The organism is Agromyces mediolanus (genome assembly GCF_044917495.1).
GTDB lineage: Bacteria > Actinomycetota > Actinomycetes > Actinomycetales > Microbacteriaceae > Agromyces > Agromyces mediolanus_B.
Genome location: NZ_JAVSSI010000005.1, coordinates 184,164 through 201,822, shown reverse-complemented (window position 1 = coordinate 201,822; position 17,659 = coordinate 184,164). Strand labels below are relative to the sequence as shown.

Sequence of the window (17,659 nt, the reverse complement as noted above, 5' to 3'; positions counted from 1 at the left end):
CGGGACGCCTCAGGCGCCCGCGAGCCCGCGGAGCACGCGGGCGGTCGCGATCGCGGCCTCCGCCGCCTCGCGGCCCTTGTCCTCCTTCGAGCCGGGGAGCCCGGCCCGGTCGAGTCCCTGCTGCTCGTCGTCGAGGGTGAGGACGCCGAACCCGACCGGCTTGCCCGTGTCGAGCGCGACCCGGGTGAGGCCGTCGGTCGCCGCCGCGGAGACGTACTCGAAGTGCGGGGTGCCGCCGCGGATGATCACGCCGAGGGCGACCACCGCGTCGGCGCCCGCCTCAAGGGCCGCCTTCGCGACCACGGGGAGCTCGAAGCTGCCCGGCACGCGGACGAGCCGGTGCGCGGCGCCCGCCGCGTCGAGCGTGCGCGTCGCCCCCGCGATCAGGCCGTCGGTGATCTCGTCGTGCCAGCTGCCGGCGACGACGACCACCTCGAGGCCCGAGCCATCGAGGTCGAGGTTCGAGCTGCCGAGGGTGGGGGAGCCTGCTCCGCTCATGATGCGTGTCCTTCCAGGAGTGCTTCAGCCGCGGCATCCGCGAGCTGCTGTTCGTCGATCTGGTGCCCCATCCGGGCGGCCTTGGTCTCGAGGTAGCGCTGATTGCCGGCGCCGACGCCGACGACGAGGGGCAGGCGCTCCGCGACGTCGACGCCGTGCTCGGCGAGCTGGCGCACCTTCTCGGGGTTGTTGGTCAGGAGTCGCACCCGGGAGACGCCGAGCTCGGCGAGGATGGCGCTCGCGGCGCCGTAGTCCCGGGCGTCCGCCGGCAGGCCGAGCGCCACGTTCGCGTCCAGGGTGTCGAGCCCGTCCTCCTGCAGGCGGTACGCCCGCAGCTTGTTGATGAGGCCGATGCCCCGTCCCTCGTGGCCGCGGAGGTAGACGACCACGCCGCCCTCGCGCTGGATGGTCTCGAGCGCCGCGTCGAGCTGCGGCCCGCACTCGCACTTCAGCGAACCGAGCGCCTCGCCCGTCAGGCACTCCGAGTGCACCCGCACGATCGCGCCGTCGGCGGCCGCGGCGGGCTCGCCCGAGACGATCGCGAGGTGGTCGGCGCCCGTCTTGCGGTCGCGGTACGCGCGCACCCGGAACTCGCCGAACGTCGTCGGCAGCAGGGTCTCGACCTCGAAGTCGACCCGGGCGGACTCGGCGATCGCGGGGGCCGGCGCCGCGCCGGCGGCGTCTGCGCCGACCGCGGCGTCGCCGTGGGCGCGGAGCCAGTCGACGAGCGCGGCGACGGTCGTGACGGGGAGCCCCTCCTCCTCGCCGAGCTCGATGAGCCCGGGCAGGCGCATCATCTCCCCGTCGTCGGCGACGAGCTCGCCGATGACGCCGACGGGGGAGAGCCCCGCGAGCCGCATCAGGTCGACCGCGGCCTCCGTGTGGCCGGCGCGCTCGCGCACGCCGCCGTCGACCGCGCGGAGCGGCAGGATGTGCCCCGGGCGGATCAGCCGCTCGGGGGTCGCCTCGGGGTCGGCGAGCACGCGGAGGGTGTGCGCGCGATCGGCGGCCGAGATGCCGGTCGAGGTGCGGTCGGCGGCGTCGACCGAGATCGTGTACGCGGTGCCGCGGCGGTCCTCGTTGTGCACGACCATCGGCGGCAGCTGCAGCCGGTCGGCGAAGGCGTTCGGCATGGGCGCGCAGAGGAAGCCGCTCGTGCGGCGGACCATCCAGGCGATCCACTCCTGCGTCGCGAACTCGGCGGCCATGATGGCGTCGCCCTCGTTCTCCCGCGCCTCGTCGTCGGCCACGATCACGGGCTTGCCCGCGCGCAGCGCGTCGAGGACCTCGGGGATGGTGGCGAGGCTCATGCCCGCACCTCCTGTTCGTCGGCGAGGGAGCTCGGCAGTTCGCGCCCCTCGAATCGGTGCAGCCGCGCGACGTGGCGCGCGAGGATGTCGGTCTCGATGTTCACGTGCTCGCCGGGCACGCGCTCGCCGAGGGTCGTCGCCTGCAGGGTCTCGGGGATGAGCGACACCTCGAACCAGTGCCCGGCGTCGGCGCCGGAGGGCTCCGCGCCCACCGTGCTCACCGTGAGGGAGACGCCGTCCACGGCGATCGAGCCCTTGTCGACCACGAGCGGGGCATGCGCGTCGTCGAGCGAGAAGCGCACCACGCGCCAGCCGTCCTCCTGCCGCACCTCGAGCACCCGCGAGGTGCCATCGATGTGGCCCTGCACGATGTGCCCGCCGAGCCGGTCGCCGACGCGGGCCGCACGCTCGAGGTTCACGGCGAGGCCCTCGCGGGCGGCGTCGAGCGTCGAGACGGCGAGCGTCTGCCCCATCACGTCGGCGGTGAAGCGCTCGGCGTCGAAGTCGACGACGGTGAGGCAAACCCCGGAGACGGCGATCGAGTCGCCGTGCGCGACGCCCTCGACCGCGAGCGGGCCGCGGACCGTGAGCCGGGCGGCGTCGGCGCTGCGCTCGACCCGCTCGATGCGGCCGAGCTCTTCGATGATGCCGGTGAACATGTCAGTTCCCTTCGATGGGGGTGGTCGGGGCGGGCCGGTGCGCGATGAGCAGCACGTCGTCGCCGAGGCGCTCGACGGCGGTGAACGCGAAGCGCGGGGCCGCGGCGATGGTGGGGACGCCGAGCTCGCCGAGGGCGAGCTTCGGGCCGCCGAGGAGCGTCGGCGCGAGGTAGACGAGGAGCTCGTCGGCGAGGCCGGCGGCGAGGAACGCGGAAGCGAGCGTCGGCCCGCCCTCGACGAAGAGGGAGCGGATGCCCCGGGCCGCGAGGTCCTCGAGCGCGGCGGCGAGCTCGCGGCCGTCGTACTGGAGCAGCTCCAGGGGGTGCCGGCGCAGCGCGGCGTCCGTCGGCACCTCGCGGCGGCCGAAGACGACGGGCACCGGCTGGTGCTCGAGGAGTGCGCCGTCGCCGTCGCGGGCGGTGAGCGCGGGGTCGTCGGCGAGCACGGTGCCGGTGCCGACGGCGATCGCGTCGGTGGCGGCGCGGCGCCGGTGCACGTCGGCGCGGGCGGCCGGGCCGGTGATCCACTGGCTCGTGCCGTCGGCCGCGGCGGCCCGGCCGTCGAGGCTCGACGCCCACTTCACGATCACCCGGGGCCGGCGGGCGCGGGCGGCGAACAGCCAGTCGCCGATCGCCGCCTCGACCTCGTCGGCGAGGAGGCCCCGCTCGACCTCGACGCCCGCGGAGCGGAGGCGTTCGGCGCCGCCGCTCGAGGCGCGGCCGGGGTCGGCGACGGCGTAGACGACGCGGGCGACGCCGGCCTCGATGAGGGCGACCGCGCAGGGGCCGGTGCGCCCGGTGTGGTTGCAGGGCTCGAGCGTGACGACCGCGGTGGCCCCGCGGGCGGCGCCCGCGGGGAGCTTCGCGAGCGCGTCGACCTCGGCGTGCGGCGTGCCGGCGCCGCGGTGCCAGCCCTCGGCGAGCACCTCGCCGTCGGCGGAGAGCAGCACGCAGCCCACCTGCGGGTTCACGCCCGTCGCCGGTCCGCGGTGGGCGAGCTCGATCGCCCGTCGCATCGCGCGGAGCTCCGCGTCGTGGCCTGCCGTCATGTCCGTCCTCGTGGTCGAGGCTCCGGGGTGCGCGGCGCGCCGCAGATCGGCCGGATGCGCGAACGCACCTCGGCCGACACGTGCCGCCTCCCATCCGGACTCTCACCGTCGGTACCGGAGTTCCACCGGTTCAACCACGCGTTCCCCGAAGGGTTCGCGCAGCTCGCGGACTGTCACCGCCGGTTCGGAATTGCACCGACCCCGGAGCACGTTGTCGTGTTCGATTCTAGGTCAACGCGCCGGCGGCTGGACTATTCCCGGTCACGGGGCGACGCGGAGGGGCGGTCCGCTCGACGGCCGGGCGGACGGTGCCCCGCTCGATCGGCGGTGCGCCGCCCCGCTCAGTCGACGAGCGCGCGGGCGGTGCCCTCGTCGACGATGAGGTCCGTGATGAGCCCCGCGGCGATCGCCCCGCGGAGGCTCGGCAGCTTCGCGCGCCCGGAGACGACGCAGATGCGCCGAGGCGCCTGCCGCAGCACCCCGAAGGCGGGGCCGGTCGCGCGTTCGTTCAGCGGGATGCCCTCGCTCGAGCCGTCCGCCCGGTAGAAGACGGTCGCGACGTCGCCGACGACGCCGTCCGCGCTGAGCGCCGCATAGTCGTCGCGCTCGAGGTAGCCGCCCTGGTAGACGCGGCTCGCGACCTCGGCGAACGGCGAGCCGACGCCGAAGAGGGCGACGTCGAGCCGGCCCTGCAGCTCGAGCAGGCGCTTCGTGCTGCGCTCGCGCCAGAACGCCTCCTTCGTGGCGGGGTCGTCGAAGAACGCCGGCACCGGGAACTGCTGCACCTTCGCGCCGAACGCGTCGCCGAAGCGGCGGAGCAGCTCGCTCGCGTAGAGGATGCCGGTGGTGCGGAGGTTGCCGGCGCCGTTTAGCTGGACGATCTCGCTGTTGTGCGTCGCCTTCGGCACGAGATGCCGGCTGACGGCGCTCATCGTGGAGCCCCAGGCGACGCCCACGAGCTGGTTGGAGTCGATGAATCGGCCGAGAATCCGTGCAGCGGAGAGGGCGACGCGGTCGAGCCGATCGACGTCGCTCGCCTGGTCGGGGACCGGCACCACGTGCGCGGCGATCTCGTGGCGCTCCAGGATCTCCTGCTCCAAACGGCTCGGCAGATCGAGCGGGGAGTGGATGGAGATCTCGACGAGCCCGCTCGCGCGGGCGTGGCTCAGGAGGCGGGAGACCGAGGAGCGCGAGGTGTGCAGTTCGGCCGCGATGGCGTCCATCGTCAGGTCCTGCATGTAGTACAGGTGGGCCGCGCGGAGCGCGTCGCGGGTCTTGCCCGCCGGCACTTCCGGGCTGCGGTCGGGGCCGTCCTGCGGGCTCCAGCTCATCGCCGATCTCCTTGCACGTTTGTGCACGCGAGTTGAAAGAAGGTTCGCGCGCGTTCACGATGTATTCATCCACAGACGGGACGCTTCTGGCAAGCCCGTCGGCACCGTCGAAAGGACCAGGATGAGCACCACGTCGACGTCGACGCATCCGACCGCCGCCGAGCGGCCCGAGATCGCCGAGCTGCGCGCACGGCCGACCGCGCAGGCGGTCGTCATCGGCGGCGGCATCAACGGCATCGCGACGTTCCGGGATCTGGCGCTCCAGGGCGTCGATGTCGTCCTCGTCGAGCGCGACGACTTCGTCTCCGGCGCCTCGTCGGCCTCCTCGCACATGATCCACGGCGGCATCCGCTACCTCGAGAACGGCGAGTTCCGCCTCGTGCAGGAGTCCGTCACCGAGCGGAACGCGCTCATCCGCCTCGCGCCGCACTACGTCAAGCCGCTGCAGACGACCGTGCCGATCTTCTCGACCTTCTCCGGCATCCTCTCGGCCCCGCTGCGCTTCCTCACCCACCGCTCCGGCAAGCCGACCGAGCGCGGGGCGCTCCTCATCAAGACCGGCCTCACCATCTACGACTCGTTCTCGCGCGACGGCGGCAGCGTGCCGCGCCACCGCTTCCTCGGCCGGAAGCGCACCCTCGCCGAGCTGCCGAAGCTGAACCCGGGTGTGAAGTACACCGCCACCTACTACGACGCGAGCATGCACGACCCCGAGCGGCTGGCCCTCGACGTGCTGCACGACGGCCTCGCCGCCGGCGCCCACGCCCGCGCCGCGAACCACCTCGAGGCCGTCGGCCTCGGCGCGGGCGGCGTGCGGGTGCGCGACCGGCTGAGCGGAGCCGAGTTCGAGCTCGCCGCCGACGTCGTCGTGAACACCTCCGGCCCCTGGACCGACCTCACGAACGAGGCGCTCGGCCAGGAGACGCGGTTCATGGGCGGCACCAAGGGCTCGCACATCGTGCTCGACCACCCCGAGCTCCTCGAGGCCACGGGCGGCCGGGAGATCTTCTTCGAGCACGAGGACGGCCGCATCGTGCTGATCTACCCGCTGAAGGGGCGCGTCATGGTCGGCACCACCGACCTCGAGCACGACATGCGCGAGCCCGCCGTGTGCACCGAGGCCGAGATCGACTACTTCTTCGAGCTCGTCGCGCACGTGTTCCCGGACATCGCGGTCGACCGTTCGCAGATCGTCTACCGCTTCTCGGGCGTCCGGCCGCTGCCGCGGCACGACGACACCCAGCCGGGCTTCGTGTCCCGCGACTACCGCATCGAACGGGCCGAGGCGCCGGGACGGCGCGGCACGACCGTGCTGAGCCTCGTCGGCGGCAAGTGGACCACGTTCCGCGCGCTCGCCGAGCACCTCGCGAACGAGGTGCTGGAGCTCCTCGGCACCGAGCGCAGCCGCAGCACCGCCGGCCTCGCGATCGGCGGCGGCGCCGGATACCCGACGACCCCCGACGCCCGGCGCGTCTGGGTCGTCTCGCACGGCGACGAGCTCGGCGCCGAGCGCGCGGAGGAGCTGCTCGAGCGCTACGGCACCCGCGCCGAGGCGATCATCGAGGACCTCGATTCGGCCGAGGACCTCGCCCTCGCGCACCACTCCGGGTACAGCCGCCAGGAGATCGCGTGGCTCGTCCGCAACGAGCGGGTCGTGCGACTCGACGACCTCGTGCTGCGGCGCACCAGCATCGCCTTCACGGGCACCGCGACCCGGCCCCTCCTCGAGGAGCTCGCGGGCATCGCGGGCGAGGAGCTCGGCTGGGACGCGGAACGCCGGAGCGCCGAGGTCGAGGCGACGAGCACACTGCTCGCCGAACGGCACGGCGTGCGGCTCGCCGCGCCCGAGGTCACGGCCGCCGGGTAGCGGGCTCGGGGCGCAGATCTGCACGGATGTGCACCCGAAAACGCTCCGCACCGGGCAGTTCGGCGGATAGCGTGCACCAGGGCCTCTCGGCCCGCAGCCACACCGGACGCGGCGACCCGTGCCGCGCCACCCAGTTTGAAAGAAGGTCAACGTGGACAATCTCGGCGTCCTGTTCCTCTCGGAACTCGTCGGCACCGCCCTGCTCGTGCTGCTCGGCACGGGCGTCGTCGCCAACGTCGCGCTCGTGCGCAACAAGGGCTTCAACGGCGGCTTCCTCATGGTCAACATCGGCTGGGGCCTCGCGGTCTTCGCCGGTGTCGTCGTCTCGTACGCCTCGGGCGCGCACCTGAACCCGGCGGTGACGCTCGGCCTCGTCGCGAACGGGGCGGAGGAGTTCGGCAACGCGGGCATGGGCACCACCGTCGCGGTGTCGTTCGTCTCGGTGCTGACGTACCTCGGTGCACAGATGCTCGGTGCATTCCTCGGCGCCGTCGTCACGTGGCTCGCGTACAAGCAGCACTTCGACGAGGAGCCGGAGCCGGCGAACAAGCTCGGCGTGTTCTCGACCGGTCCGGCGATCCGTTCCTACGGCTGGAACCTCGTGACGGAGATCATCGGCACCTTCGTGCTGGTGTTCGTCGTCATCGGCTTCGGCCGCAACGGCGACGCATCCGGCCTCGCCGCCCTCGGCGCGCTCCCGGTGGCGCTGCTCGTGATCGGTATCGGCGCCTCCCTCGGTGGCCCGACCGGCTACGCGATCAACCCGGCCCGTGACCTCGGACCGCGCATCGCGCACGCCATCCTGCCGATCAAGGGCAAGGGCTCGAGCGACTGGGGCTACTCCTGGGTGCCCGTCGTCGGCCCGATCATCGGCGGCGTCCTCGCGGGGCTCGCGGCGACCCCGCTGCTCCCGATCCTCGGCTGACCCGGCCGAACATCCCGGGCCGCCCGCGCTCGAGCGAGCGCGGGCGCCCCGGATCCCGCAGACCCGGGGCCCGCGGGTCCCACCCCGAATCCACCGTTCACTGACAGCAATGGAGTTCTCAGATGGCTGACTACGTTCTCGCGATCGACCAGGGCACGACCTCGTCGCGCGCGATCATCTTCGACAAGGCCGGCTCGATCGTCTCGACCGGACAGCTCGAGCACGAGCAGATCTTCCCCAAGGCGGGCTGGGTCGAGCACGACCCGAAGGAGATCTGGAACAACACCCGCGAGGTCATCGGCCAGGCCCTCGCGAAGGCCGACCTCACCCGGCACGACATCGCCGCGGTCGGCATCACCAACCAGCGGGAGACCGCCGTCGTCTGGGACAAGACGACCGGCGAGCCCGTCTACAACGCGATCGTCTGGCAGGACACCCGCACCCAGGACATCGTCGACCGCCTCGCCGCGGACGGCGGCGTCGAGCGATTCAAGGCCAAGGTCGGCCTGCCGCTCGCCACCTACTTCTCGGGCACCAAGATCGTCTGGATCCTCGAGAACGTCGAGGGCGCGCGCGAGAAGGCCGAGGCCGGCGACCTCCTCTTCGGCACCACCGACACCTGGGTCCTGTGGAACCTCACCGGCGGGGCCGACGGCGGCGTGCACGCGACCGACGTGACGAACGCGAGCCGCACCATGTTCATGGACCTCGAGACCCTCGCCTGGGACGACGAGATCCTGGCCGCCTTCGGCGTCCCGCGCTCGATGCTCCCCGAGATCAAGAGCTCCTCCGAGGTCTACGGCACGGCCGAGGCGTCCAGCCTGCTGCGCGAGACGCCCATCGCCGGCATCCTCGGCGACCAGCAGGCGGCGACGTTCGGCCAGGCCGCGTTCGAGGCCGGCGAGGCGAAGAACACCTACGGCACCGGCAACTTCCTCATCTTCAACACCGGCACCGACATCGTGCACTCGAAGAACGGCCTGCTCACCACCGTCGGCTACAAGCTCGGCGACGCCCCCGTGCACTACGCGCTCGAGGGCTCGATCGCGGTCACCGGCTCGCTGATCCAGTGGCTGCGCGACAACCTGGGCCTGATCAGCTCGGCCGCCGAGGTCGAGGAGCTCGCGAAGGGTGTCGAGGACAACGGCGGCGCGTACTTCGTCCCCGCGTTCTCCGGCCTCTTCGCCCCGTACTGGCGGCCCGACGCGCGCGGCGCCCTGGTCGGGCTCACCCGCTACGTGAACAAGGGCCACATCGCCCGTGCCGCGCTCGAGGCGATCGCGTTCCAGACCCGCGACGTCATCGAGGCCGTGAACGCGGACGCCGGGGTCGACCTCACGGAGCTCCGCGTCGACGGCGGCGCCACCGCGAACAACACGCTGCTGCAGTTCCAGGCCGACATCCTCGGCGTGCCGGTCGTGCGGCCGGTCGTCGCCGAGACGACGGCGCTCGGCGCCGCCTACGCGGCCGGGCTCGCGGTCGGCTTCTGGTCGGGCCTCGACGAGCTCCGTGCCAACTGGCAGGAGGACCGCCGCTGGACCCCGTCGATGGACGAGGCCGAGCGCGCCCGCCTCGACCGCAACTGGAAGAAGGCCGTCACGAAGACCCTCGACTGGGTCGACGACGACGTGCGCTGATCGGACGCCCGGGTCCTGCGGGACCTGGCGCCGACACGGCGCACGGGGCCTGGGGAGGCCCCGAAGGGGGAACGGGCCGGATGCCGAGGCATCCGGCCCGTTCGCATGCCCGTGGTAGGCCGGTTCTGCGCGCCGCGTGGCCCCGTGGCACTCGCTGCGCGGCAATCGGCCCGCGGCACTCGACCCGCGGCACTCGGCCCGCGGCCTTGCCCGCTAGGCGAGGTGCGTGATGAGGAGCGCGGCCGCCTCGTCGAGGGTGGTCGCCTCGAGCACGCCGAGCGCGCGGACGAGGGATGCCTCGTCGGCGTCGGGCGTCGCACCCGTGCGGTTCAGCCAGACGCCGAGGAGGCCGGCCTGCGCGGCCCCGATGGCGTCGGTGCGGAGCCGATCGCCGACGTAGGCGACGCCGCCCGTGGGCGCGGTCGCCTCGAACCGCTCGACCGCGGCCCGGAAGATCGCGGCGTCGGGCTTCGTGACGCCGAGCGCGCCGGAGGCGACGACGTGCTCGAAGCGATCGGTGAGCCCGAGCCGCTCGAGCTTCGCCAGCTGGAAGTCGAGCTCGCCGTTCGTGATGACCCCGAAGCGCACTCCCGGCAGCGCCGCCTCGAGCGCTGCGAAGCTCGACGCGACATCGTCGTGCAGCCGCCAGGACTCGCGGTAGCGCTCGAAGTACTCGTCGAACCAGGCGCCGGCGTCGGCTCCGTCGAGGGTGCGCCCGTGGGCGCGCGCGAAGTCGCGCGCCCGGGCCCGGCGCTGACCCTCGAAGCTCAGCTCGCCGGCGAGGTACGCGTGGTAGTGCCGCTCCTCCAGCTCGTGCCAGAGGGCGGGCACGTCGACGCCCTCGACGGGATCGTATGCCCGCAGGCGCATGTGCTGCTCGATGCCGAGGCGCACGGCCTCGCGGTGGGCCATCAGCGTGTCGTCGAGGTCGAAGAGCACGACGGGCGCCGGGCGTGCCGACGGACCGTCGTCGGTGCGGTTCACGCCGCCGCCCGGCTCAGCGGCGGCGGAGGAAGCCGACACGCTCGTACACCTGGGCGAGCACCCGCTCGGCGCGCTCCGAGGCCTTCTCCGCGCCGATCGCGAGGAGCCGGTCGAGCTCCGCGGGATCGTCGAGCAGCTCGAAGGTGCGCGCGCGGAACGGCTCGAGGCGGTCGACGACGAGCTCGGCGAGCTCCTTCTTCAGGTCGCCGTAGCCGCGCCCCTCGTAGCGGGCCGCAATCGTCTCGATCGACTCGCCGCTCGCCGCCGCGTAGATGTCGAGCAGGTTCGAGATGCCCGGCTTCGCCTGCCGGTCGTAGCGGATCTCGCGCTCGGCGTCGGTCACCGCGCTCTTGATCTTCTTCGCCGTGACCTTGGGGTCGTCGAGCAGCTTCACGAGCCCGGCCTCGGAGGCGGCCGACTTCGACATCTTCGCCGACGGGTCCTGCAGGTCGTAGATGCGGGCCGAGGCCTCGGGGATGTACGCCTCGGGGATCACGAAGGTCTCGCCGTAGCGCGAGTTGAAGCGGCCGGCCAGGTCGCGGGTGAGCTCGAGGTGCTGGCGCTGGTCGTCGCCGACGGGCACGAGGTTCGTCTCGTAGAGGAGGATGTCGGCGGCCATCAGCACCGGGTAGGTGAACAGGCCCACGGTCGTCGACTCGGCGCCGTAGCGCTGCGACTTGTCTTTGAACTGCGTCATGCGCCCGGCCTCGCCGAAGCCCGTGATGGTGCCGAGCACCCAGGCAAGCTCGGCGTGCGCGGGCACCTGCGACTGCACGAACAGGGTGGACCGCTCGGGGTCGATGCCCGCGGCGAGGTACTGCGCGGCGGTGCGACGCGAGCTCTCGCGGAGCTTCTCGGGGTCTTGGGCCACCGTGATGGCGTGCAGGTCGACGACGCAGTAGATGGGGTCGACCGTGTCCTGCAGGGCGACCCAGTTGACGAGCGCGCCCAGGTAGTTGCCGAGATGGAGGGAGTCGCTCGACGGCTGCATGCCGGAGAAGACGACGGGTCGTTCGGTGCTCATGGTGTCCTCGATGGAGTTCGGATGACGCTCGGTGGGACGGCCGAAGGCCGAGGGGTCGCGGGTCGCGTGCGGCGTCAGATCGCGTAGTCGACCACGACGGGGGCGTGGTCGGACCATCGCTCGTCGTAGGCCGCGGCCCGATCGACCACGTAGTCCTGCACCGTCGCCGCGAGCTGCGGCGTCGCCAGGTGGTAGTCGATGCGCCAGCCGGTGTCGGTGTCGAACGCCTTGCCGCGCTGCGACCACCAGGTGTAGGGGCCGGGCACCTCGCCCGCGTGGCGGCGGCCGACGTCGATCCAGCCGAGGCCTGCGCCGTCGTTGTAGCCGGGCTCGCCCTCGGCGCCGAGGAAGCGGTCGAAGTAGGCGCGCTCTTCCGGCAGGAAACCGGCGCGCTTCACGTTGCCCTTCCAGTTCTTGATGTCGAGGGTGCGGTGCCCGACGTTCAGATCGCCCATGATCACCGCGTACTCGGAGTGCTGCGCGAGCTGGGGGAGCCGCTCGACCATGGCGTCGAGGAACTTGTACTTCTCGACCTGCTTCGGGGTGTCGACCTCGCCGGAGTGCACGTAGGTGCTGACGACCGTGATGACCTTGCCGCCGACCTCGTAGTCGGCCTCGAGCCAGCGGCCCGCGCTGTCGAACTCGTCGGGGCCGAGCTCCACGCGGTGGATGCTCGCGCGGTGCCGGCTCGCGAGCGCGACGCCCGCGCGCCCCTTCGCGGTGGCGGGGTCGTGCAGCACGTCCCACTCCTCGCCGAGGAGGCCGACGAGGTCGTCGGTGGAGGCGCGCACCTCCTGCAGGGCGAGGATGTCGACGTCGCGGGCGGCGAGCCAGTCGCCCATGCCCTTGCGGAACGCCGCGCGCACCCCATTGACGTTGACACTGGCGATGCGGAGGGGCTGTGCGGGCATGACACCGATCCTACGGGAGGCCGCCGACACGGCCGCCCGTCGGGCCGCCGCGCTCGACCTCCTCGAGCTCGAGCCTCGCCCGTTCGAGACGCCGCCTCGCCGGGAACCGTGCGAGCCATCCGGCCTCGCCGAGCTCGTGCTCCGCCTCGCGGACGCGGACCCGCGCCGCCGTGACGAGCGCTCGGTGCTCCTCGGCGAGGCGTTCGGCCTCGAGCTGCTCGGGCGTCACGAGCCGGAGCGACTCGTGCGCGTCGCCGGCCTCGACCGCGATCCAGGCCGAGGCGACGAGGATCACGATGCTCGTGAGCCGGAACCACAGGAGCAGACCGATGAACACCGTGAAGGTCGCGAGCAGCGGGTTCCGGGAGGTGCTCGAGAGGAGCAGGCTGCTGAACAGCTGCAGCACCGAGAGCCCGGCCGAACCGAGCAGGGAGCCGATCCACATCCGCCGCCACGGCATCGCCGCTCCGGAGAGGAAGCGGAAGAGCACGGCGAGGGCGAGGGTGTCGATGAGGAACACCGCGACGAGCGAGCCGAGCTGGACGAAGAAGGTGAACCAGCCCGACTCGCTGCTCCAGCCGAGGAGCGAGAAGATCCAACTGACGAAGGAGGTCGCCGCGAGCGACAGGACCGAGGCGAGCATCAGGACGATCCCGAAGCCGAGGCCCGCGAGCAGGTCCCGCGTCTTCAGCAGGAGGTATGCGCGCTTGTCCTTCGGCAGTCCGAAGATGCTGCGCACGGCGGTGCGGGTGTAGGTGATCCAGCCGATCGCGGTCCAGATGAGGCCGGCGAGGGCGATCGCGCCGGTCCAGCCGAACAGGCTCGTGCTCGAGCTCGCGATCTCCGTGATGTCCTGCTCGGAGATCACCCCGGCCGATCCGTTGTCGCCGACGAGCCCGGGGGCGAGCGTGTTGATGAGCCCGAGCAGCGCGTTCAGGGCCTCCTCGTTGTTCGTGAGCCAGATGCCCGCGATCGCGAAGACGACGTAGAGCGCGGCGAAGACCGCGAACAGCGCCTGGTAACTGAGGCCGGCGGCGAGGATGAATCCGTTCCGGTCGAGGAAGTGCCGCCACACGCGCACCGGGAACAGTGCGAGCGTGCGCTGGGTGATCGCGGTCACCTTCTTGATCGGCTCGTCGAAGCGCTGGCGGAGCGGCTGCTCGACCTCTTCGAGCCGCTGCTTCGCCTCCTGCCCGGCCGCGGTCATCTCCGAGCGGAGCCGTGCGCTGCGCGACGGCGTGGCCGGGGGCTCCGGTGCCGCGTCGTGGGCAGCGTCGGGGTCGGTCGCGCCCCTCCGCCGTGCGCCCCCGGAGGCATCCCGTCCGCTCACGCTCTCACCCTACCGACGCGAGACGGCCAGACGGAGGCGGCGACGGGCGGTCGGGCTCCCGCGCGTCGCCGCGCCGGGGCGGGCGTCGGCCCATCGCCGTCCCAGGGGCGGCACCTGCGCGCCGCCAGGGCGGGCACTGAGCCCCGATCGGGGGACACCCCGCATTCGGGGGGTCGAACATGAGGAATCCTTGCGGATGGCGTCGAAGTGTGGCAGAACTGGCGCCAGCTGACCCGAAGTTCGAGCCGGCTCCAACCCGATGAAACACAGGAGCTGTCATGCACGCACCGAGTCGTGGGCGCTTCAGCGCGCCCGCACGATCCGGACCGAGGCGGCGACCCGTCGCCGCACTCGTGTCCATGCTCGCCATCCCCGCACTCGTCCTCCTCGGCGCGCCGACGCTCGCCGCAGCCGAGGAGCTGCCCGATCCCGGGGCGGGCGCGACCGCGCTCGTCGCCGATCCGGCATCCGGCGACACCGCCACCGATCCCGCTGCGACGACGCCGTCGGAGCCCGATCCGGCCGCGCCGCCCGCAGAGGAGCCGGCCCCGCCGGCGGAGGAGGTCCCGCCGCCCGCGGAGGAGCCAGCGCCCCCCGCCGAGGAGGTCCCGCCTCCCGCCCCAGTCGACCCCCCGGACGCAGCCGTAGAACCCGAAACGGATGCCCCGGCGGCGCCTGACCCGCAGGCGCCGGCCACGGTGCCGGAGGCGGACGCGGCTCCGGCACCCATCGACTGCAACGCGATCCCGATCGCGAACGACGATCGCAGCGAGCGGGACGCGTGTCTCGCCGCGCAGCAGAGTTCGATGCGGTCGATGGCGGCGCAGGATGTCGTCGAACCGGCCCCGAACCCCGACCTGCCCGATGTGTGCGGCCTCGACATGGCCTTCATCCTCGACAAGTCGGGCTCCATCGGCGGCGCCGGCATCGCGAACCTCAAGGCCGCGGCGGACGCGTTCTCGAGCGCGCTCGTCGACACCGGCTCCGAGGTCTCCGTGACGTCCTTCGACCAGGACGCCTCCGTGCTGCTCGGCGCGACCGAGCTGAGCGGCGGCAACGTCGGCACCGTGCAGGGCTCATACAGCGGGCTGAGCTCGGACGGCTGGACGAACTGGAAGCGCGGCCTCGAGGTCGGGCACAGCACGTTCGGCGGCTTCAGCGACGGACCGGTCGAACTCACCATCGTCATCACCGACGGCAACCCGAACACGGTCGACCCGAACAACGGCGGGGAGTTCCCCGACGGCTCGCCCGGTGCGCTGAACCCCGCGATCGAGCAGGCGAACGCCATCAAGGGCGACGGATCGCACGTGCTCGTCATCGCGGTCGGCGGCAGCGTCACGCTCGCCCCGATCCAGGCGATCTCCGGCGACGAGGCCTTCGACGGGACGAACATCACCACCGCCGACTACCTCACGACGACCGACTACTCGACCCTCGCCGACTCCCTGAAGGAGGTCGCGATCGCCCTCTGCGGCGGTTCCGTCGTGATCGACAAGTCGGTGAACGGGCAGCCCGCCGAGGGCTGGGAGTTCTCCACGAGCGATGCCGACGTCACGCCCGCCTCGCAGGAGACCGCGGCCGACGGCATGACCGACCCGTACGACGTCTCCGGCTACGGCGACGACGACAGCCGGGCGATCACCTTCACCGAGGAGGACCGGCCCTACTGGCAGATGGTCGCCGTCAGCTGCGAGGTCGGCGGTGACGACCGCGAGGTCACGCTCGTCGGCGATCACGGCTGGACCGTCGACGTCGGCAAGTTCGAGATCGTGCACTGCAGCGTCACCAACCGGGAGAACGAACCCGTGTGGGGCGTCACGAAGTCGAGCGATCCGCCGAGCGGCACCTCCGTCGAACGCGGCGACACGATCGACTACACGCTCTCGGTGCAGCACGTCTCCGGACCCGGAGTGAGCGACATCGAGATCGAGGACGACATCTCGCAGCTCGCGCCGTACGTCGACTTCGAGGGCTTCATCGGCACCCAGCCGGCGGAGTTCAGCTGGGACGACGACGAGCCGGGCAAGCTCTGGCTGAAGGTCGACCAGCTCGACCCCGGCGAGACGCTCGACCTCGTGTACCGCGTGACCGTGCGCGACGACGCCGATCCCGGCGCCGTCCTCCGCAACCACGTGCTCACGAACTGCCCGCCCGAGGAGCCGCCGGTGACGGTGGCCGCGGTGCCGGCGCCCGAGCCCGATCCCTGCGTCACCGAGCACCCGACCCCCGGGTGGGAGCTGTGGAAGACCGCCGACCCGGCATCCGGGAGCACGGTCTACCCGGGGCACGACGTGATCTACACCCTGCACGCGTACAACTTCTCCCAGGCGGAGGTGTCGGGCGCGACCGCGGTCGACGACCTCTCCGACGTCCTCGACGACGCCACCGTCGTCGAGCCGCTGGATCCGCAGTTGTCGCTGGTCGGCACGGACCTCACCTGGTCCATCCCGGACCTCGCACCGGGTGAGGAGACGAGCGTCTCCTTCACGGTGACGGTCGCCGACGACGCCTGGGGCGAGACCCTGCACAACGTGGTCACGCCCGACGGCGTCGGCGAGTGCCCGCCGGAGGACGTGGGCGACGCCCCGCTCGTGAAGGGCGAGGAGCTCGTCCGCGACTCCTGCGAGACCGACCACGAGGTGGCCGAGCCCGACGTGCGCATCGAGAAGCTGTGGTCGCACGACGAGGGGGAGAACCCGGTCGACTCCGGCGACGCCCCGCCCGACGTCATCTCCTACACGCTGAACGTGTGGAACGACGGCGACCCGGTCGTCGACCCGGTGGTGACCGACACCCTGCCCGAGGGCGTGACCTTCGTGCCGGGCAGCGAGGTGCTGCCGGCCGGCTGGACGCTCGACGACTCGGTCGAGGGCGAGCTGACCTTCTCCTACACGGGGGAGTTCGGCAGCATGGCGTACCCGGGCGTGACGATCACCTTCGACGTCGAGGTGGGCGAGCTCGCCCAGCCCGACCCGACGGTGCCGATCCCCGACCTCGTGAACACCGCCTGCGTGGCGGCCGAGGTGCCGCCGCCGCCCGAGGAGGAGACCCCGCCGGAGCTCGCCCCGGCCTCGCTCACCGCCGTGATCGCGGCGGCCGAGGACGAGGAGCCCGACCCCGACGGTCCGCTCGCGGACTGCGACCAGACGGAGACGCCGGTGAAGTCGATCGCGCTCGACGGCTTCGCGCAGTGCCTGAACGACACGCCGTGGTTCAACTACTCGATCACGCCGTCGAACCTCGACACGCTGCCGGACGTCGCCCTCATCTGGTGGACGGTCGACGCATTCGCCGGGCACGACCCGTCGATCCCGGCCGGTGACGAAGCGGCGATCCTCGCCGACGGCGCCTCCCAGGTCGACTACGTGACCGTGCCCCCCGGCTGGCAGCCGGGCGACACCATCGCGGGAGCCCAGCTCTGGCCGGGCGCCGAGGTGGATGCCGAGGGCAACCCGACCGACTGGCCGGGCTGGACCCTGCTGCCGAACGGCACCTGGGTGCTCGACCCCGCGGCCCCGTTCTACGACCTCCGCAACGAGGCGGTCGTGGAGATCCGGGTGAACCCGTCGACGGACACGATCACGGCCTACCCGCCGGCGACGCCCGACTGCAACGCGGCGCCGACGAACTCGCCGAAGCCGCCGAAGCCGTCCGGCATGGCGTCGACGGGCTTCGACGACGGGTGGCTGCTGCCGCTCGCCGCGGGCCTCCTCGCGATCGGCGGGCTGGGCGTCTGGTTCGTCACCCGCCGCCAGCGGAGGGATGACTCGGGCTGAGCCCGCGCGCCGCCGCGTCGCGACCCGGCGCGGCGGCGCACCGCTCGGCCGGAGCCGGCGGGTCGGGGGACCCCGCCCGGCTCCGGTCCTGGGAAGACGGATGCCTCGGCGCACGCCGAGGCATCCGCCGTGCCGGTGCTCGCACGCCGAGGCATCCGCCGTGCCGGTGCTCGTGCGCCGAGGCATCCGCCGTGCCCGGGCATCGCGAAGTCGATTTCGCCCACTTTTCATCAAAAGTGGGCGAATCGTCGTGCGCATCGGGCAAACTGGGGCAATCGCGCCGTCCCAGCAGGCGAAGGAGCGCGCCCGAACGGGCGCGGGGGACGTGGATCCGTCAGTTGACCCCCGTTTTGGTG

13 protein-coding genes and 1 riboswitch are annotated in these 17,659 nt (G+C 72.4%); of the genes, 4 read left to right on the top strand and 9 right to left on the bottom strand.

Features of this window, described 5'->3' with window-relative positions; all coding sequences use genetic code 11:
* Positions 1-9 precede the first annotated feature (9 nt).
* The 5 genes from ribH to ROT00_RS09645 form a co-directional block, all read right to left on the bottom strand.
* Positions 10-498, bottom strand: coding sequence for a 6,7-dimethyl-8-ribityllumazine synthase (gene ribH, locus ROT00_RS09665; RefSeq protein WP_404774374.1), 489 nt, complete (start codon positions 496-498; stop codon positions 10-12).
* Positions 495-1,808 carry a GTP cyclohydrolase II gene (ribA, locus tag ROT00_RS09660; protein ID WP_404774373.1) on the bottom strand — a complete coding sequence of 438 codons (1,314 nt, stop codon included), beginning with the start codon at positions 1,806-1,808 and terminating at the stop codon, positions 495-497. The genes ribH and ribA overlap by 4 nt, the downstream gene beginning before the upstream one ends.
* On the bottom strand, positions 1,805-2,467 hold the full coding sequence (locus ROT00_RS09655) for a riboflavin synthase (protein WP_404774371.1): 663 nt from the start codon (positions 2,465-2,467) through the stop codon (positions 1,805-1,807). The genes ribA and ROT00_RS09655 overlap by 4 nt, the downstream gene beginning before the upstream one ends.
* 1 nt (position 2,468) lies before the next feature.
* Positions 2,469-3,515, bottom strand: coding sequence for a bifunctional diaminohydroxyphosphoribosylaminopyrimidine deaminase/5-amino-6-(5-phosphoribosylamino)uracil reductase RibD (ribD, locus tag ROT00_RS09650; RefSeq protein WP_404774369.1), 1,047 nt, complete (start codon positions 3,513-3,515; stop codon positions 2,469-2,471).
* A gap of 76 nt (positions 3,516-3,591) precedes the next feature.
* A riboswitch (FMN riboswitch) is annotated at positions 3,592-3,729 on the bottom strand.
* A 127-nt stretch (positions 3,730-3,856) separates the two neighbouring features.
* Positions 3,857-4,846: a sugar-binding transcriptional regulator gene (locus ROT00_RS09645; protein WP_404774367.1), complete on the bottom strand. Its 990-nt coding sequence runs from the start codon at positions 4,844-4,846 to the stop codon at positions 3,857-3,859.
* A 121-nt stretch (positions 4,847-4,967) separates the two neighbouring features.
* Between ROT00_RS09645 and ROT00_RS09640 the strand changes: the two genes are divergently transcribed.
* From ROT00_RS09640 to glpK, 3 genes are all read left to right on the top strand, one after another.
* On the top strand, positions 4,968-6,713 hold the full coding sequence (locus ROT00_RS09640) for a glycerol-3-phosphate dehydrogenase/oxidase (RefSeq protein ID WP_404774365.1): 1,746 nt from the start codon (positions 4,968-4,970) through the stop codon (positions 6,711-6,713).
* A gap of 151 nt (positions 6,714-6,864) precedes the next feature.
* Complete coding sequence (locus ROT00_RS09635; protein ID WP_404774364.1) at positions 6,865-7,638, top strand: MIP/aquaporin family protein; 774 nt, start codon at positions 6,865-6,867, stop codon at positions 7,636-7,638.
* A 122-nt stretch (positions 7,639-7,760) separates the two neighbouring features.
* A complete protein-coding gene (gene glpK, locus ROT00_RS09630; protein ID WP_404774362.1) occupies positions 7,761-9,275 on the top strand; it encodes a glycerol kinase GlpK in 1,515 nt (504 codons plus the stop codon).
* A 213-nt stretch (positions 9,276-9,488) separates the two neighbouring features.
* Here glpK and ROT00_RS09625 read toward each other — a convergent pair whose 3' ends face one another.
* The 4 genes from ROT00_RS09625 to ROT00_RS09610 all read right to left on the bottom strand — a co-directional run bounded on the left by ROT00_RS09625 (position 9,489) and on the right by ROT00_RS09610 (position 13,524).
* Entirely contained in the window at positions 9,489-10,298 is an 810-nt protein-coding gene (locus ROT00_RS09625) for an HAD family hydrolase (RefSeq protein WP_404774361.1), read from the bottom strand.
* A complete protein-coding gene (gene trpS, locus ROT00_RS09620) occupies positions 10,273-11,283 on the bottom strand; it encodes a tryptophan--tRNA ligase (protein WP_404774359.1) in 1,011 nt (336 codons plus the stop codon). The genes ROT00_RS09625 and trpS overlap by 26 nt, the downstream gene beginning before the upstream one ends.
* A 74-nt stretch (positions 11,284-11,357) precedes the next feature.
* Positions 11,358-12,194, bottom strand: coding sequence for an exodeoxyribonuclease III (locus ROT00_RS09615; protein WP_404774357.1), 837 nt, complete (start codon positions 12,192-12,194; stop codon positions 11,358-11,360).
* A gap of 10 nt (positions 12,195-12,204) precedes the next feature.
* The gene (locus ROT00_RS09610; protein ID WP_404774356.1) at positions 12,205-13,524 is read right to left on the bottom strand and encodes a YihY/virulence factor BrkB family protein; all 1,320 of its coding nucleotides are present in this window, start codon (positions 13,522-13,524) and stop codon (positions 12,205-12,207) included.
* Positions 13,525-13,883: 359 nt separating this feature from the next.
* Here ROT00_RS09610 and ROT00_RS09605 point away from each other — a divergent pair, with 359 nt between their 5' ends.
* The gene (locus ROT00_RS09605) at positions 13,884-17,303 is read left to right on the top strand and encodes a DUF7927 domain-containing protein (RefSeq protein WP_404774354.1); all 3,420 of its coding nucleotides are present in this window, start codon (positions 13,884-13,886) and stop codon (positions 17,301-17,303) included.
* Positions 17,304-17,659: the final 356 nt, after the last annotated feature.

Excerpts from the sequence above, each read along its gene's own strand:
- ROT00_RS09655 (WP_404774371.1), bottom strand. The coding sequence starts at position 2,467 with ATGTTCACCGGCATCATCGAAGAGCTCGGCCGCATCGAGCGGGTCGAG.
- trpS (WP_404774359.1), bottom strand. The coding sequence starts at position 11,283 with ATGAGCACCGAACGACCCGTCGTCTTCTCCGGCATGCAGCCGTCGAGC.
- glpK (WP_404774362.1), top strand. The coding sequence starts at position 7,761 with ATGGCTGACTACGTTCTCGCGATCGACCAGGGCACGACCTCGTCGCGC.
- ribD (WP_404774369.1), bottom strand. The coding sequence starts at position 3,515 with ATGACGGCAGGCCACGACGCGGAGCTCCGCGCGATGCGACGGGCGATC.
- ribH (WP_404774374.1), bottom strand. The coding sequence starts at position 498 with ATGAGCGGAGCAGGCTCCCCCACCCTCGGCAGCTCGAACCTCGACCTC.
- ribA (WP_404774373.1), bottom strand. The coding sequence starts at position 1,808 with ATGAGCCTCGCCACCATCCCCGAGGTCCTCGACGCGCTGCGCGCGGGC.
- ROT00_RS09605 (WP_404774354.1), top strand. The coding sequence starts at position 13,884 with ATGCTCGCCATCCCCGCACTCGTCCTCCTCGGCGCGCCGACGCTCGCC.
- ROT00_RS09645 (WP_404774367.1), bottom strand. The coding sequence starts at position 4,846 with ATGAGCTGGAGCCCGCAGGACGGCCCCGACCGCAGCCCGGAAGTGCCG.
- ROT00_RS09640 (WP_404774365.1), top strand. The coding sequence starts at position 4,968 with ATGAGCACCACGTCGACGTCGACGCATCCGACCGCCGCCGAGCGGCCC.
- ROT00_RS09615 (WP_404774357.1), bottom strand. The coding sequence starts at position 12,194 with ATGCCCGCACAGCCCCTCCGCATCGCCAGTGTCAACGTCAATGGGGTG.